Annotated in this window: 16 protein-coding genes; 9 read left to right on the top strand and 7 right to left on the bottom strand. The window is 63.4% G+C overall.

Features of this window, described 5'->3' with window-relative positions:
- Positions 1-444 (top strand): SAM-dependent methyltransferase, encoded by a 444-nt coding sequence (locus tag ACEPP2_RS05215; protein WP_395516000.1) that lies wholly within the window; start codon positions 1-3, stop codon positions 442-444.
- On the opposite strand, the gene ACEPP2_RS05210 is transcribed toward ACEPP2_RS05215, so the two are convergent.
- A complete protein-coding gene (locus tag ACEPP2_RS05210) occupies positions 410-1,288 on the bottom strand; it encodes an NmrA family NAD(P)-binding protein (RefSeq protein WP_395515999.1) in 879 nt (292 codons plus the stop codon). The two genes, ACEPP2_RS05215 and ACEPP2_RS05210, sit on opposite strands and share 35 nt — an antisense overlap.
- Before the next feature lie 53 nt (positions 1,289-1,341).
- Positions 1,342-1,695 carry a nuclear transport factor 2 family protein gene (locus ACEPP2_RS05205; RefSeq protein WP_395515998.1) on the bottom strand — a complete coding sequence of 118 codons (354 nt, stop codon included), beginning with the start codon at positions 1,693-1,695 and terminating at the stop codon, positions 1,342-1,344.
- 108 nt (positions 1,696-1,803) lie between these two features.
- Here ACEPP2_RS05205 and ACEPP2_RS05200 point away from each other — a divergent pair, with 108 nt between their 5' ends.
- From ACEPP2_RS05200 to ACEPP2_RS05190, 3 genes are all read left to right on the top strand, one after another.
- Entirely contained in the window at positions 1,804-2,634 is an 831-nt protein-coding gene (locus tag ACEPP2_RS05200) for a helix-turn-helix domain-containing protein (RefSeq protein ID WP_395515997.1), read from the top strand.
- Positions 2,631-2,939, top strand: a complete 309-nt coding sequence (locus ACEPP2_RS05195; protein ID WP_152339931.1) for a putative quinol monooxygenase — start codon at positions 2,631-2,633, stop codon at positions 2,937-2,939. The genes ACEPP2_RS05200 and ACEPP2_RS05195 overlap by 4 nt, the downstream gene beginning before the upstream one ends.
- A gap of 81 nt (positions 2,940-3,020) precedes the next feature.
- Entirely contained in the window at positions 3,021-4,166 is a 1,146-nt protein-coding gene (locus ACEPP2_RS05190) for an amidohydrolase (protein WP_395515996.1), read from the top strand.
- Here the strand turns inward: ACEPP2_RS05190 and ACEPP2_RS05185 are convergent.
- A complete protein-coding gene (locus ACEPP2_RS05185) occupies positions 4,163-5,497 on the bottom strand; it encodes a DUF2778 domain-containing protein (RefSeq protein WP_395515995.1) in 1,335 nt (444 codons plus the stop codon). The two genes, ACEPP2_RS05190 and ACEPP2_RS05185, sit on opposite strands and share 4 nt — an antisense overlap.
- A 287-nt stretch (positions 5,498-5,784) precedes the next feature.
- Positions 5,785-7,008: a YeeE/YedE family protein gene (locus tag ACEPP2_RS05180; protein WP_395515994.1), complete on the bottom strand. Its 1,224-nt coding sequence runs from the start codon at positions 7,006-7,008 to the stop codon at positions 5,785-5,787.
- Positions 7,009-7,297: 289 nt separating this feature from the next.
- Between ACEPP2_RS05180 and pncA the strand changes: the two genes are divergently transcribed.
- The 3 genes from pncA to ACEPP2_RS05165 all read left to right on the top strand — a co-directional run bounded on the left by pncA (position 7,298) and on the right by ACEPP2_RS05165 (position 9,080).
- Positions 7,298-7,924: a bifunctional nicotinamidase/pyrazinamidase gene (pncA, locus tag ACEPP2_RS05175; RefSeq protein WP_395515993.1), complete on the top strand. Its 627-nt coding sequence runs from the start codon at positions 7,298-7,300 to the stop codon at positions 7,922-7,924.
- A 119-nt stretch (positions 7,925-8,043) separates the two neighbouring features.
- A complete protein-coding gene (locus ACEPP2_RS05170; protein WP_395515992.1) occupies positions 8,044-8,763 on the top strand; it encodes an AzlC family ABC transporter permease in 720 nt (239 codons plus the stop codon).
- A 2-nt stretch (positions 8,764-8,765) separates the two neighbouring features.
- Positions 8,766-9,080 (top strand): AzlD family protein, encoded by a 315-nt coding sequence (locus tag ACEPP2_RS05165; RefSeq protein WP_152339927.1) that lies wholly within the window; start codon positions 8,766-8,768, stop codon positions 9,078-9,080.
- Between the two features lie 19 nt (positions 9,081-9,099).
- Here the strand turns inward: ACEPP2_RS05165 and ACEPP2_RS05160 are convergent, their stop codons facing one another.
- Positions 9,100-10,926 (bottom strand): aminopeptidase P family protein, encoded by a 1,827-nt coding sequence (locus tag ACEPP2_RS05160; RefSeq protein WP_395515991.1) that lies wholly within the window; start codon positions 10,924-10,926, stop codon positions 9,100-9,102.
- A gap of 251 nt (positions 10,927-11,177) precedes the next feature.
- Here ACEPP2_RS05160 and ACEPP2_RS05155 point away from each other — a divergent pair, with 251 nt between their 5' ends.
- Positions 11,178-11,351, top strand: a complete 174-nt coding sequence (locus ACEPP2_RS05155; protein ID WP_052642038.1) for a hypothetical protein — start codon at positions 11,178-11,180, stop codon at positions 11,349-11,351.
- A gap of 205 nt (positions 11,352-11,556) precedes the next feature.
- Here the strand turns inward: ACEPP2_RS05155 and ACEPP2_RS05150 are convergent, their stop codons facing one another.
- Both ACEPP2_RS05150 and ACEPP2_RS05145 read right to left on the bottom strand, forming a co-directional pair.
- Entirely contained in the window at positions 11,557-12,438 is an 882-nt protein-coding gene (locus ACEPP2_RS05150; protein ID WP_395515990.1) for a 50S ribosomal protein L11 methyltransferase, read from the bottom strand.
- A 76-nt stretch (positions 12,439-12,514) separates the two neighbouring features.
- On the bottom strand, positions 12,515-13,114 hold the full coding sequence (locus ACEPP2_RS05145) for an SCO family protein (RefSeq protein WP_395515989.1): 600 nt from the start codon (positions 13,112-13,114) through the stop codon (positions 12,515-12,517).
- Between the two features lie 557 nt (positions 13,115-13,671).
- On the opposite strand from ACEPP2_RS05145, the gene ACEPP2_RS05140 reads away from it, so the two are divergent.
- Positions 13,672-14,139 (top strand): chemotaxis protein CheW, encoded by a 468-nt coding sequence (locus ACEPP2_RS05140; protein ID WP_052638696.1) that lies wholly within the window; start codon positions 13,672-13,674, stop codon positions 14,137-14,139.
- The last annotated feature ends 22 nt before the right edge of the window (positions 14,140-14,161 follow it).

Here is a 14,161-nt window from a genome sequence, read left to right as displayed (position 1 = left end):
ATGGCCGGCGCTCTTTCGCCGCGGCTCCAGGCAATCGTGGACAAACTGCCCTTGCGCCCCGGGATGCGCGTCCTCGAGATAGGCTGCGGACCCGGCGCCGCCGCCCGAGAAATCGCCCGGCAGATAGGCCGCGGGTGGGTTCTGGGCATCGACCGCTCAGCCACCGCAATCCGGCAGGCGATCCGGGTTTCCGAGTACGAGATGAGTTCGGAAATCCTGACGTTTCGTCAGGTTGCGGCCGAGGAATTGACGCTGCATGCCGGTGAAGGTCCGTTCGATCTCGTACTGGCCGTTCGTGTCGGCGCTCTTGATGGTCGCCACCCCGAGGCCGGGCGTCGAGCCATGGAGAGAATAGCGGTCGTGCTGGCGCCCGCGGGAGAATTATGGGTGGACGGGCAGCGGCGTCCGATCAGCCCTGATGGTCTCCCCTCGTGCCCGAAGTAGCCGCCTCAAGATAAGCCCTCAACCCCACTTTCCCCCTCCTGACTTCACTCAGGTCTGGCACCGGCATGGTGACAGCAAGTCTGGTCATTCCCGCGCATGACCGAGCGGCGGATTGCGAGAAGCCGAAGCTGAGGAAGGTTTCCTCCCACCGTTCTGACGGGATGCTAGCAACCTTCACTGGTCGATTAAACAAATCCGACAGCGCAGTTGCTACATCGTTGGAGGTATAGCGCTCCGGACCCTCGGCATGGACCACACGGATCTTTCCCGGAGGATCTGTAATCAGCTCAGCCGCAGCCTCCCCAAGGTCCTGCGGCGCCACCATCGCCAAACGAAAATCTGCCGGGAAGAATGTCGTCAAAATGCCCTCGCGTCTGGCAAGTTCAAGGCTCATCTCCCAGTTCGTCATGTAATAGGCGGCCCGCAGGATGCTCGTCGGAATGGGCAAGCCCTGCAGCCCCTGCTCCAGCTCGAACAACGTTCCCAGATCGCCGATACTCTCCCCCTTCCGCGCGCCGTAGGTGGAGTGCCCGACGACTTTCTCCAGGCCCGAACCCTCGATCGCCGACAAGATGGAGGCAATGGTGCTCCTTTCCTCGGCATCCGGATCCTGTTCCGGTGATGCAGGCGGGTTGAGCGCGAACAGTCGTTTTCCCTGACGGAAAACTGCTCTGAGACCCTCAGTGTCATGAATGTCCGCAACCGCAATGGCAGCACCGAGGCCCCGAAGGTCCTCGGCCCGCTCCGCCGTCCGGGTAACCACCGTCACCGGCTCCCCGCGCGCTAGAAGAGCTCGCGCCGTCGCCCTCCCAACATGGCCCGTTCCGCCAAGGATGATATGCATTCGTCTCTCCTATGTTCTGGAAGACTAGAGGACGGACACCGGTTTTCCACCCGCTACCCCTCCAGAAACCCCACCACCTCCGTCACCCGTCCCGCCGCGTCCAACCGCGCTACGTCCATGCCGCGCGCGACGGCCTCGCCGTTGGGTGAGACGAGGGTCCAGGAGAAGCGGGTGAAGGGGCCGTGGCCGTCGGGGGTGCCGGAAAGATCGAAGCGGTGGTCGGGGAAGTGGCTGCGGGCAGCGGCGATCATGGCGGAGATTCCGGCAGGCCCCTCGCCCTGCATCAGCGGGTCAGCATAGTGGGCGTCCGCGGTCCAGCCCTTGGTTAGCGCGTCGGTCCGGGCGGCGTCGTCCGCCTCGTTCCAGAGGGCGAGATAGGCGTTGGCGATAGCGAGATGATCGGTCATGGTCGTGCTCCTTTCGTTGATCACGGCCCTAACCTGACCGGGCAGAGGACCCAGAACAATTACCTCCGAGGTAATCGTATTCCGCCGCTCCTCTGGTAGGGTCCGCCCATGACCCAGGCAGACACCCTCACCCAATCACCCTCGCCCCCGGCCGGCGTGGGCACCGTGCTGCGCGAATGGCGCGGCCGCCGGCGCATGAGCCAGCTCGACCTTGCGCTCGACGCCGAAATATCAGCCCGGCACCTGAGCTTCGTCGAAAGCGGCCGATCCTCGCCAAGCCGTGACCTGCTGCTGAGGCTCGCCGAGCGGCTGTCGATGCCGCTGCGTGCCCAGAACCGCCTGCTGCTTTCGGCCGGCTATGCACCCGTTCATCCGGAAGCGGCCTTGGATGCGCCGGAGCTTACGGAGATACGGCAGACGGTGGAGACCATCCTGACGGGCCACATGCCCTTCCCCGCCATTGCCGTCGACGGGCAGTGGACCCTGCTGCAGGCGAACGCAGCCGCGACGGCACTGTTCGAAGGCATTGATCCCATATTGCTGGCGCCGCCGCTCAACGTGCTGCGGCTCAGCCTCCATCCGCAGGGACTGGCGCCCCGGATCGCAAACCTCGGCGAATGGAGGCACCACGTGCTGGAGCGATTGCGGGTGCAGATGGAGGGCTCGGGCGATCCCTTCCTGGCAGAATTGCATGCGGAGCTTTCCGCCTATTCGGCGCCGCCGGCACCGAAGGAGAATCGAACCCACCCGCTGCTTGCCGTGCCGCTCGAACTGCGCATGCCGGGAAGCGACAGGGTGCTTCGCTTCATCTCGACCACCACCGTCTTCAGCGCCGCCACCAGCGTCACCCTCTCCGAACTGGCGCTGGAATGCTTCTACCCCGCCGACGCCGAGACCCGCGCAGCCCTGATGAAAAGCCAAGAAAGGAGCGCGTCATGAGCGTCACCTACCTGATCGAGTTCGACGTCAAGCCCACCGAGCGCGAGCGCTTCCTGTCCCTGCTGAACGGCGTGCTGGATGCCATGCGCCACGAGGCGATGTTCGTGAACGCGGCCCTGCATGCCGACCCGGAGAACGACACCCGTTTCCTGCTGCACGAGACATGGCAGAGCCATGAGGACGTGCTGACGGTGCAACTTGCCCGCCCCTACCGAGAGGAATGGCATGCAGCGCTGCCGGACCTCTTGGCAGCCGAGCGGAAGATCTCCATCTGGCAGCCGCTGCGGAGCGACCGGCCACGGTGATCCGCACCGCTCTGCTCGGCGACCCGTTGCGCTCGATCGGAACGGCGGATAGGTCTCGTGGAGCATAGGAGGAGGCCTGGCATGTTTCTCACCAATCACGACGTCGTCGAACTCACCGCCTGGCGGCGAAAGCTGCATGCCATGCCGGAAGTCTCCGGCGACGAAGTGGCGACGGCGGCGGAGGTACAGGCCTTCCTCGCCGAGACGGCGCCGGACAAGGTGATTTCGGGACTGGGCGGCACGGGCGTCGCAGCGGTCTTCGAGGGCGACGAAGGCGGACCGACCGTGCTCTTTCGCTGCGAACTCGACGCCCTGCCCATCGAGGAGATCTGCGATCTGCCGCACCGCTCGCGCCTGCCCGGCAAGGGCCATATGTGCGGCCATGACGGGCACACTGCGACGGTCGCAGCATTGGCGCGGGGATTTGCAAAGCAGCGCCCCAGGCGCGGCCGCGTCGTGCTGATGTTCCAGCCGGCCGAAGAAACCGGCGCCGGTGCCGCGGCGGTGATCGCTGACGAGCGATTCGCGGAGATCCGGCCTGATTACTCTTTCGCGCTGCACAACCTGCCGGGGCTGCCGCTCGGCCATGTCTGGCTGAAGGAAGGCATCGCCAACTGCGCCTCGCGCGGGTTGAAGATCGCCCTGACGGGCAAGACGGCGCATGCATCCGCACCGGAAACGGGTAGCTCGCCGATGCGAGCGATCGCATCGCTGATGCCGGCATTGACGGATCTGAGCGGCGGCTCGGTCGCCGGTGGCGACTTCGTCCTTGCCACGGTGGGCCATGTGCATCTGGGAGAACCGGCCTTCGGCATTGCACCAGCCTATGCGGAACTCTGGGTAACGCTGCGCACGACCACGAACGACCAGATGCAGGCATTGGTGGATGCGGCAGAAGGACTGGCGCGGGAGGCGGCGGAGAGGGACGGGTTGGCGCTCGATACAAGCTACCACGAGATCTTCCGCCATTGCGACAATCAGCCGGAAGCCGTGACGATCCTGAGGGCGTCTCTGGATGCGGAAGGTGTCACCCATGAGCCGGGCGAGGCGCTGCGGGCCTCGGAGGACTTCGGCCTGTTCGGCACTGTCTCGAAATCGGCAATGTTCTATCTCGGCGCCGGCGAGAAGCACCCTGCCCTGCACAATCCGGACTATGACTATCCCGATGACCTGATCCCGCTCGGCGCCCGAATCTTCATGCGCACGGCCAGGGACTTGCTCGGTTAGGCGCCGTTGCCACCGAACAGCTTAACCAGCAGGTTCTGGTTCTTGCCCGGCAGGCGACCGTTATATTCCGGCACGATGACCATATGGGTGATCTCGCCGCGGCGGAAGGCCGCCAGGAACTTGTCGTAGTGCTTGAAGGCGACGCAGCCATGCGAATCGCCGGGAGCGGAGCGCAGCAGGTAGGTGTGCGCCAGGAGCCCGGTACGGTTCTGCGGGTGCTTGCCGTCCACGGAAGTCAGGCGGATCGCCGCGACGCCATGGAAAGGCTTCTCGCGCATGGAGAGCTTGTAGGTACCGGGGGGCGTCGGGCCCTTCATCTTAACATGAGTGAACTTGGGGTTGTCGCGCATCTTGCCGATGCCGGAATGCGCCTCGAGCTTGGTGCCGTTCGGCATGTGCACCACGCCATTGGTGATGTCGTAGATTGCTACCTTCTTCGTGCCCGGATCGGGGATCGGCGTCACCTTGGGCAGCGACTTCATCGGGTTTTCGGGTTTCGCATAGGCAAGCACGGTGGAAGCCGGCTCGCCTGCGTCCTCGGCGGGAGCCCGGCCCGGCTTCGCGAGCTTCGCCGCAGCCAGCGCTTCGAGTGCCTTGGCGGCCGTCTCGGGACGCGAGGTCGGCAGCGGCCCCTGGATCGGCAGCGTGTCATCCATGAGGGCGGCCAGTTCGGTGGTGCGTCCCGCCTCTTCCGCCTCGATCGCCGCGGTCTCGACGGCGCTTTCGTCAGAGAGACTCTCATCCTCCGTTACGTCGGAGGGAATGGACGCGGTGACGATTGCCGCATCGGACATCTCGACACGCGGCGCGAGCGCAACCATCTGGTTCATCGCCTCGTCCAGCATCTGCTTGACGATGTCGGTCTCCGGCCGGATCGCCGCGAGTTCCTCGAACTTGGCGTCCTCGGCGGCCGATGCGAAGGCGGCGCCGAGCGAGCCGACCACAGCGTCGCTCGCGGGACGCCGCGAGAGGACGGCAGCAAGCTGCGCGCCCTCAAGCCGCGACGCCTTGGGCGCCGCAGGCTGTCGGTAGAGGCGCTCGAACTTGCTGATCCTCAGCGCAGCGCGCTCCACCTGCTCCACCTCGTCGGCGACGGCGTCGACAACGGGTTTCAGCGACAGGGCGAGCGAGAATTCAGGCTTCGCCGGCGCGGAGAAAGAGGGTGCGAAGCTGCTGACGGTGGTGGTCGCGGCGAACGTCCAGACGCCGCCCAGCGCCACGGTGGCAAGAGCCATCCGCCCCGCAAAGGCAATGCGCGAGAGACGCCGAGGGCCCCTTGAAACCGGTGTGGAGGGAGTTGCGGTGCCGAATGCCTCGATCTCTAGCGCCATGATACTCGTTACCCGATCATTCTGCCAAAGCCGCAACTGCGACCATGTCCATCTGCGTTGAACGGCGGCCCGAAGCCGTCATGCCGTCCGGCGACTGGATTAGAGAATGACAATATATGGTAACCAATATCTTTACGCCCCGCCCCTGATTTGATGCTTTCGGCACTAAGGGGAAAACCTGCCGGAAATTTAGCAGGAATGCGGCGATGCGGTGGCAGGCGCTTGAAAAGCGGCATTTACGCACCACATAGCCCGCACCAATCAGCGGTGCGGACCGATGCTTTGGGTCAGCCGTCGATGCGGCGGACGGTGGCACGTTCCATGAAGAACCAGGGGCGCAACTTGACGCCCAGCACATTGCCGGCGAAGGCCGCGATCGCCCAGATATAGCCGTGCAGGCTGCCGGACGCGATGCCGGAGAAATAGGCGCCGATATTGCAGCCATAGGCAATGCGGGCGCCGTAGCCGAGCAGAAGCCCTCCGACGACCGCCGCCAGAACCGAGCGCAGCGGTATCCTGAAGTTCGGCGCGAAACGACCGGCAAGTGCTGCCGCGAGCATGGCGCCGGCGATCAGGCCAAAGTCCATGACTGAGGTCACGTCGGCGAAGACGCTCTCGGAGAGAGCCTTGGCATTGGCCGGTGCTTGCCAATATCCCCAGAAGGCCGGCTCGATGCCGATCAGCTGCGCGCCCTTGGCACCCCACAGCGCAAAGGCCGAGGTGATGCCCCAGGGACGACCCGCGAGCGCCAGGGTCGCGAAGTTCAGAACGGCAAGCGCAATCGCACCGGCAACCAGCGGCCATGGTCCACGCAGGTAGCGGGCGAAGCCTTCGCGCGGCGCTGCTTCAGGCTTTTCCAGCCCGCCGTGGCGCTTCTTTTCGACCGCGACCGTCACGGCAGCGATGGCGCCAAAGATCGCTAATGAGAGGAGGATGCCCGGCACCGGACCGAGGCTCACCAACGTCGTCGGCGGCAGCGAGGGCAGGCTCGTCCACCACTCGAAGTGGATGGTCGCCAGTAGCGAGCCGACGATGAAGAAGAACAGCGTGACAAGCATCCGCGCATTGCCGCCGCCGGCGGTGAACAGCGTACCCGAGGCGCAACCGCCACCGAGCTGCATGCCGATGCCGAACATGAAGGCGCCGATGATGACCCCGGTTCCGGCAGGCGATACGAAGCCGCGAACCTCGTTGCCGAACAGCGTGCCGGATGCAAGGAAGGGGAAGAAGAGGACGACGGTGAGCGCAAGCAGGATCATCTGCACGCGAAGACCCCGGCCCCGGCCTTCGGCGATGAAGACGCGCCAGGCAGAGGTAAAGCCGAAAGCGGCATGATAGAGGGTGATCCCGAGTGCGCCGCCGATCAGGAAGAGCGCTCCATGAGCGGCACCGTAGGTGTAGCCCAGCGCGACGGTGCCGGCGACAAGCGCGACAAGAGCGGCAAGTCCTGGGACACCTATTGGCGAAGCCGTATCGACATCGGGCGATAGAGATGAACTGGCAATGGACATGGCAATACTCCGGAATTTGCCAGAGTCTTAGCCCAGGCTGCCCTTTCGGACGAGAAACCCTCTTCTGGCGGGTGCGCCGGCTGCGGATAATGTTTCCGCCGCCGGCATCCGACACGCAAAGCGCGTTTCTCTATTGGCACAAACGGTTGGAAGGCGCTTTTAGGTCGCCGGTTTTCATGCAAGGCCCCGAGCGCCCTCCCGACTTTCGTTCGGCCTGACGCCTTCAAGGGTTGTTCGACTGCCACTGCTCGGTATTTAATCAGTCAAAGACAGAGAAGGAGGAACCACCATGAAGGCCCTGCTGCTGGTCGATATCCAGAACGGCTTCTGCCCTGGCGGAAACCTGCCTGTCCCCGACGGCGAGAAGATCGTCCCGGTGGCCAACCGCCTGATCGAGGAAGGCGGGTACGACGTCATCGTCGCCTCGCAGGACTGGCATCCTGAAGACCACGGCAGCTTCGCGTCACAACATCCCGGCAAAAGACCCTTCGACATGGGCGAACTCTGCGGCCGGCCGCAAATGCTGTGGCCCGACCACTGCGTCCAGGGCACCAGCGACGCGGAGTTCCATCCCGACCTCAAGATCCACGACATCGACTATATTCAGCAGAAGGGCGAAAATCCCGCGATCGACAGCTATTCCGCCTTCCGCGACAACGACAAGGCAGCCGTCACCGGCCTCGCTGGCTATCTCCGCGCCCAGCAGATCAACGAGCTCGACATCTGCGGCCTTGCGACGGATTACTGCGTCAAGTTCTCGGCACTCGACGCCGTCGAGATGCTGCCCGGCGTCCAGATATGCTTCATCGAGGATGCCAGCCGCGGAATCGATCCAAAGGGCGTGAAAGCCGCGATCGAGGAGATGCGGCAGAAGGGCGTCGGCGTCGTCAGGAGCCGCCAGATTCTCAAGGACTGACCACCACGGCGAGCACCAACTCTTCGCCGGGACTTCACCAGAATCGATCGATGCATCAGCGCTATTGAATTGCGCCGGGCATTCCCTCTCGCCTAAGGGAGTGGGAAGAAGGAATCCCCATGAACCGCAGTGATTTCAGAGAAGGCCTGCGGGGCGGCGTTATCGTTGCCCTGTCCTCGGCGCCCTTCGGTGCCCTGTTCGGAGCGGTCGCGGTCGACAACGGCCTGAGCTTCCTCGAGACCCTTCTGATGAGTGCCACCGTCTATGCCGGAGCCAGCCAGCTGGTGGGGATCGAGCTTTTCGGCCAGCGTGTCGAGCCGTGGCTGGTGGTACTGTCCGTCTTCGCCGTCAACTTTCGCCATATCCTGTATTCCGCAGCGATGGCGAAATATATCGGCCACTACTCCCTGCCCCAGAAGGCGCTCGCCTTCTTCATGCTGATCGATCCGGCCTTCGCCGAAGGTGTGCGGCGTGGCGAAAGCGGCCAGGGCGTAAGCTTTTCGTGGTACATCGGCTTCGGGGTTGTGGTCTATCTCAGCTGGAGCGTGGCCACCATGCTCGGCGCCTTCTTCGGACGCATGATCGGCGACCCGGCTTCCATCGGCATCGACATCCTGCTGCCAGTCTATTTCCTTGGCATGGTCCTCGCGTTCCGGCGCCGGCCCGGATTTGCGCCCATCGTGCTAGCAAGCGCGCTCGGATCGGTTGCGGCCTACCATCTCGTCGGCTCTCCCTGGCATGTCAGCCTTGGCGCCGCCGCCGGCATCATCGTCGCGACCCTACTGCCGCTGCCCGCACCGGTTGCAGAAGTGGCGTCGCCAGAAGGTGGAGAGGCCTGACGATGGAAGGAACGCTCGACACCGGCACAGTGCTGCTGATCCTTAGCGCAGCCGTGGCGACTTATCTCACCCGCATCGGCGGCTACGTCCTGATCACGCGGATGAAGACGATCCCACCCCGTATGGAAGCCGCCTTGAATGCGGTCCCTGCCGCCGTGCTGACGACGCTCGTCGCCCCCGCCTTCTTCTCCGGCGGCTGGGACGTGAAGATCGCCATGGTCGCAGCGCTGCTCGTCGCGCTGGTCCGCCCCGGACTGCTGATGCTCGGCGTGGGCTGGGCGGCGGTCATGATCTGCCGCCAGTTCCTCGGCCTCTAGAACCCGACGGAGCCGGTAATCACACCGGCTCGGTTGCCTGCACCAGCCACTGGCGGACCTTTTCGTCCTCGATTAGCGACATGAGCTTCTCGCGCGTCGCGGCGTGATAGCCGTTCAGCCAGTCACGCTCCTCCGCCGTCAGAAGCTCCGCCAGGACAAGCCGGCGATCGATCGGGCACCATGTGAGCGTCTCGAACGACAGCATCGGGATATCGCCGCCCTCGATCTCCGTCGCTTCCTTCACATAGATCAGGTTCTCGATACGGATGCCGAAATCGCCGGGACGATAGTAGCCGGGCTCGTTCGAGAGGATCATCCCGGGCAGGAGCTCCTGCGTCGACAGCCGGGCGATCCGCTGCGGCCCCTCGTGCACGGACAGATAGGAGCCAACGCCGTGGCCGGTCCCGTGGGCATAATCGCCGCCGGCCTTCCACAAGGCGATCCGCGCAAGCGGATCGAGATCGCAGCCGCGCGTGCCTTTCGGGAACCGCGCGATGCTGACCGCGATCATCCCCTTCAGTACAAGGGTGAAGAAGCGCTTGCGGTCTTCCGGAACATCGCCGATCGCCACAGTCCGGGTGATGTCGGTGGTGCCGTTGATATATTGGGCGCCGGAATCGATCAGGAAGAGTTCGCCCTCGTTCAACGGTCTGTCCGTCTCCGTCGTCACCCGGTAATGAATGACCGCGGCGTCCGGCCCTGCACCAGAGATGGTATCGAAAGAAATGTCCTTCAGCGGGTTCTGCATCTGATCGCCCACCTTCACGCGGGCAGCCTCCAGCGCCCGGACCGTCTCGATCTCGGTCACCCGGCCCGGTTGCTGCCCGTCGAGCCAGCAAAGGAACTCGACGACGGCGGCCCCGTCCTGGAGATGCGCCTTCGCCGAGCCTTCCAGTTCGGCAGCGTTCTTGCAGGCACGCGGCAAGCGCGCAGGATCGGTTGCCTCTACGACGCTTCCGCCAGCCTTCTCGATCGCGATGCTGAGGACGAGCGGAGCGAGATCGGCATCGAGCATGATCGGTCCGCGCTGCGCCCAATCCTCGAGCCGGGCAGGAAAGTCCGCGGGCGGCAGTTGTTCGGCGAGTTGGGCAAGGTAGGCGCGGGCCTCGATACCGGTCTTGCGCTCGTCGAGGAAGAGCAGCGGCTTGCCCTCTACCGGCACGATGGCCCGCGCCAAGGGATGAGGGGTATGTGGCACGTCGCTTCCGCGGATGTTGAAGAGCCACGCGACCGAAGAAGGATCCGTGATGATGACGGCAGCGGCCCCCTTCTCCTTCACCTGCGCGGCAATCATGGGGATCTTTTCGGCTGCAAGCGTGCCAGCATGTTCATGCCTCTGGATCATCACCGCACCCAGGGGTTCGGCGGGACGGTCCGTCCAGATCGCGTCGAGCGGGTTGGACGGAACGAAGACCAGCGACCCGCCGATCTCCTCAAGCGCCTTGCGCAGCTTGCGGACTTCCGCGGCCGTGTGCAGCCACGGGTCCACACCGAGACGGAAGCCTCTAGCGGCATTTGCCTTCAGCCAGAGATGCGGAGGCTCGTTGACCAGGTCGCCGCCGGAAAAGACGCTGCCGTCCACCTGCTCCTTAAGCTGCGTGATATAACGGCCGTCGACAAAGATCACCGCCTGCAAACGCGTCACGAGTGCGACACCGGCCGACCCGGTAAAACCGGTGAGCCAGGAAAGCCGCTCGGCCGACGCCGGCACGTACTCACCCTGGTATTCGTCCGCGCGAGGCACCAGAAACCCGTCAATCCCAAAGCCGTCGAAATGGCTGCGCAAGGCGCTCACGCGCTCACGGCCGAACCGGGGAGTGGACCTGCTGTCGAAGGACTGGAACATGAAAACTTTCCGGGAGGAGTGATTCAAAGGGTACGCGATACTAGCGGGGCGCAGCTCGCACCGCCAGGGCGGGTGAACTGCCGCCGATCTATTGTGCATCTGCTAACTACATGTGGACGCCGATCGCGCATGCCATGCGCCCAGCGCATAACACCGTTGATGGGAAGCCCCTCACTGCACCGCACAATCCGGACTATATTCCACTCATCGAACGGGCAATGAACAGCGCCCGCGATGAAAGGATCTATAAGATGGCCAACTCAATCTTCCGCACTGCCTTCGAACGCGTGGTCGCAGCGCGCGAGCGTCAGGCCAGCCGCTACGTCAACAACGTTCTCATGAACCTGGACGACCAGACCCTGAAGGGCATGGGAACCAGCCGCGAAGAACTCCGCCGCAAGGGCGGATCCGGTTTCGTATTCTGATTTAAAACCCTGGCGGCCTTTCCTCCTCCCTCCCCCGCCAGGCCTTCGGAATACGGACCAACCCGCTAGAGCCGCTCCTCCCCGGCTCGCGGGCTAGATCAGGAACAACCTGATCGCGAAGGCGGTGCCATATGGCGCCGCCTTTTTCTTATCCCTCTTTCTCCGGATCGACTCCTGCAGCACGCGCAATGCTGCATCGCAACAACTATCGCCCCTGCCGCAGGTGGATCGTTACCCAGCCATTGCGCCAGAGCGTGTGCACATGCCGAAGACGAACGCCGTTATAGGCGGCAAGAACCTTCCAGCGCTGCTCGGCCAGAATCCCTGACAGGATCACCGATCCACCGGATGCGAGGTTGGCTGCAAGTTGCGGCGCCATGCGCATCAGCGGCCGGGCGAGAATATTGGCGATGATCAGGTCGAAAGGTCCCTCTTGCCTGAAGGCGGGCGAATGAAAGCCCGGCGCCGTCACAAGCCGCAGTCCGGACACGATGCCGTTGCGCCGGACATTCTCCTGAGCCACCCGAACCGCGACCGGGTCGATATCAGTGGCAAGAATGGGGATGTTGCGGATCTTCCTAAGGCCGATCGCGAGTACGCCGCTGCCGGTACCGAGATCGAGCGCGTTGCGAATCGGGCGGGCCCGGGCGACCGCATCGATCATCTCCAGGCAGCCGGCGGTCGTCCCATGGTGCCCGGTCCCGAAGGCTTGGCCGGCATCAATCTCGATCGATATATCGTTGGGACGGACCTTGTCGCGATCATGCGAGCCGTGAACCAGAAAGCCCCCTGCCCGAACCGGCTTCAGCCCCTCGAGCGATCTCGCGATCCAGTCGACATCGGGGATTACCTCCCTCTCGATCAGGGCTTGCGGGAAGGCTGGCGCGAGACCGTCCGACATGCGCTGCCGGACCTCTTCCTCCTCGTCCGCCATCAGGTAGACCGAGGCTTCCCAGAGATCCCGCTTCTCGTCGACCTCGGTGGTCCCGAGCGCGTAGTCCTCCTCGCCGAAGATATCCGTGAAAATGTCGAGGATGCGCTCGGCATCCTTTTCGGTGGTGCTGACGTAGAGGCGGATCTCGTTCAAGATTGCGCTTTCGGATGGTTGCGGATGCGGGACGGATGCCACAAAGGTACCGCCCCTTCAACTGCAATGCGCTCGATCAGCCGCTGATCAGGTTTTCGAGTTTCTTCACGGCCGTATCGGAGTTTTCCCCGTAGGAGATGGTCCCGACGAAGCGGCCCTCCTCATCAAGAAGGAAGACTGAGGCCGTATGGTCCATCGTGTAGTCGCCGGTCGGATCCTTCTCGTCGAGAGGCACCTTCTTGAAGTACACCTTGAAGCCCTTTGCCATTTCGATGACCTTTTCCGGCGGGCCGGAGATTCCGATGATGCGGTCTGTCACGTTTGATATGTACTGGCCGAGCATTTCGGGCGGGTCGCGCTCCGGATCGACCGTGACGAAGTAACCGGCGAGTTTGGTACCATCGGGGTCGACCTGGTGCATCCAGCCGTTCAGTTCATAGAGCGTGGTCGGGCAGACCTCCGGGCAGTGGGTGAAGCCGAAGAAAAGGGCAGTCGGCTTCTTACGGAAGGCTTCTTCGGTGATCGGCTGTCCATCCTGAGCCACAAGCTGGAACGGCACGCCAAAGGGACCTTCGGCAATCTGCTCCTTGCTTCGTGTCACCTCGAATGTCAGCCATGCGAGGACGCCGCCAAGCAGGATCACGGCGGCCCAGAGGATGATGCGCAGCGTTTTCATGTCTTTCTCTCTTCATGCCATCTGCGGCAAAGCCCACCCTCGATAGGCGAAAGGCCTCGCGCTCGCAAATCAATAGCGGATCGCGTCACCGTGCGCGCTGATTTGTCTCAAACAGGGAGAGGCTCAGAGACAACCAGAAAGGCCGTTCTCGCTGAGGGTTATCAACATATCCGACCCGTAACGCATCCAGCCGTAGAACGCCGCGCCACTGACCGCGACACCAACCAGTATGGTCAGCGCGTAGAGAGGCAGGCGATGCGATGCGGGAGAGACCATGTCCATACGGCGATCTTACTCAAAATCTATCTGCGCTGGAAGGGGCCTGAAGGCCGCACGGTTTTAGCAGAAGCTTAATGATTGACGGGCATGCTTGCGGCGCGAAGGTGGATTCCAACAGTGTCCCGCGGCTACTCGAACGGGACGCAGGCGAGCCATGCCGACATGATGTCATCGAGGTCATTCTCGATCTCCGCATCGATATCCAGACAATCCATGGCAGCCTGAATGGCAGCGTCCGCGGCATAAGTCGCGAGCCCATTGGCAGGTGGGAGAAAAGAATGAGCAACGCCATCAAGCAATCGGGAGCCTATCTCGAAATCGTCTCCTTCCATCTTGGAGATCAGGAATTCTGCATCGACATCATGGCGATCCGCGAAATCCGCGGCTGGGCGCCGGTTACGCCGATGCCACATACGCCCCCTTATGTGCTGGGCCTCATCAACCTGCGCGGCGCCGTCATTCCCGTGATCGACATGGCCTGCCGCCTCGGCATGAAGATGACCGAGCCATCCGAACGCTCCGCGATCATCGTGACTGACATCGCGGGTAAGCTGGTCGGTCTTCTCGTCGAGCAGGTCTCGGATATGATGACCATCCGCTCCGAAGACCTGCAGCCGGCACCGGAAATCATTCCGGAAGCCCAGCGCGCCTTCTGCCGCGGCATCGTTGCCCTGGAGAAGACGATGGTCTGCTTCCTCAACCTCGACACGGTGATCGCCGACGAACTGACCCGCGAAGCTGCCTGATCCCACGGCTCATCTCCGGTAA

The sequence above is a fragment of the Pseudorhizobium flavum genome (genome assembly GCF_044142885.1).
GTDB lineage: Bacteria > Pseudomonadota > Alphaproteobacteria > Rhizobiales > Rhizobiaceae > Neorhizobium > Neorhizobium flavum.
This window is presented reverse-complemented; position numbering and strand designations above follow the sequence as displayed.

What these genes read in the sequence shown, in the direction of transcription:
- ACEPP2_RS05185 (WP_395515995.1), bottom strand. Translation starts at nt 5,497, where the DNA reads ATGGCGCTAGAGATCGAGGCATTCGGCACCGCAACTCCCTCCACACCG.
- ACEPP2_RS05205 (WP_395515998.1), bottom strand. Translation starts at nt 1,695, where the DNA reads ATGACCGATCATCTCGCTATCGCCAACGCCTATCTCGCCCTCTGGAAC.
- ACEPP2_RS05190 (WP_395515996.1), top strand. Translation starts at nt 3,021, where the DNA reads ATGTTTCTCACCAATCACGACGTCGTCGAACTCACCGCCTGGCGGCGA.
- ACEPP2_RS05155 (WP_052642038.1), top strand. Translation starts at nt 11,178, where the DNA reads ATGGCCAACTCAATCTTCCGCACTGCCTTCGAACGCGTGGTCGCAGCG.
- ACEPP2_RS05210 (WP_395515999.1), bottom strand. Translation starts at nt 1,288, where the DNA reads ATGCATATCATCCTTGGCGGAACGGGCCATGTTGGGAGGGCGACGGCG.
- ACEPP2_RS05195 (WP_152339931.1), top strand. Translation starts at nt 2,631, where the DNA reads ATGAGCGTCACCTACCTGATCGAGTTCGACGTCAAGCCCACCGAGCGC.
- ACEPP2_RS05165 (WP_152339927.1), top strand. Translation starts at nt 8,766, where the DNA reads ATGGAAGGAACGCTCGACACCGGCACAGTGCTGCTGATCCTTAGCGCA.
- ACEPP2_RS05160 (WP_395515991.1), bottom strand. Translation starts at nt 10,926, where the DNA reads ATGTTCCAGTCCTTCGACAGCAGGTCCACTCCCCGGTTCGGCCGTGAG.
- ACEPP2_RS05180 (WP_395515994.1), bottom strand. Translation starts at nt 7,008, where the DNA reads ATGTCCATTGCCAGTTCATCTCTATCGCCCGATGTCGATACGGCTTCG.
- ACEPP2_RS05215 (WP_395516000.1), top strand. Translation starts at nt 1, where the DNA reads ATGGCCGGCGCTCTTTCGCCGCGGCTCCAGGCAATCGTGGACAAACTG.
- ACEPP2_RS05170 (WP_395515992.1), top strand. Translation starts at nt 8,044, where the DNA reads ATGAACCGCAGTGATTTCAGAGAAGGCCTGCGGGGCGGCGTTATCGTT.
- ACEPP2_RS05140 (WP_052638696.1), top strand. Translation starts at nt 13,672, where the DNA reads ATGAGCAACGCCATCAAGCAATCGGGAGCCTATCTCGAAATCGTCTCC.
- ACEPP2_RS05145 (WP_395515989.1), bottom strand. Translation starts at nt 13,114, where the DNA reads ATGAAAACGCTGCGCATCATCCTCTGGGCCGCCGTGATCCTGCTTGGC.
- pncA (WP_395515993.1), top strand. Translation starts at nt 7,298, where the DNA reads ATGAAGGCCCTGCTGCTGGTCGATATCCAGAACGGCTTCTGCCCTGGC.
- ACEPP2_RS05200 (WP_395515997.1), top strand. Translation starts at nt 1,804, where the DNA reads ATGACCCAGGCAGACACCCTCACCCAATCACCCTCGCCCCCGGCCGGC.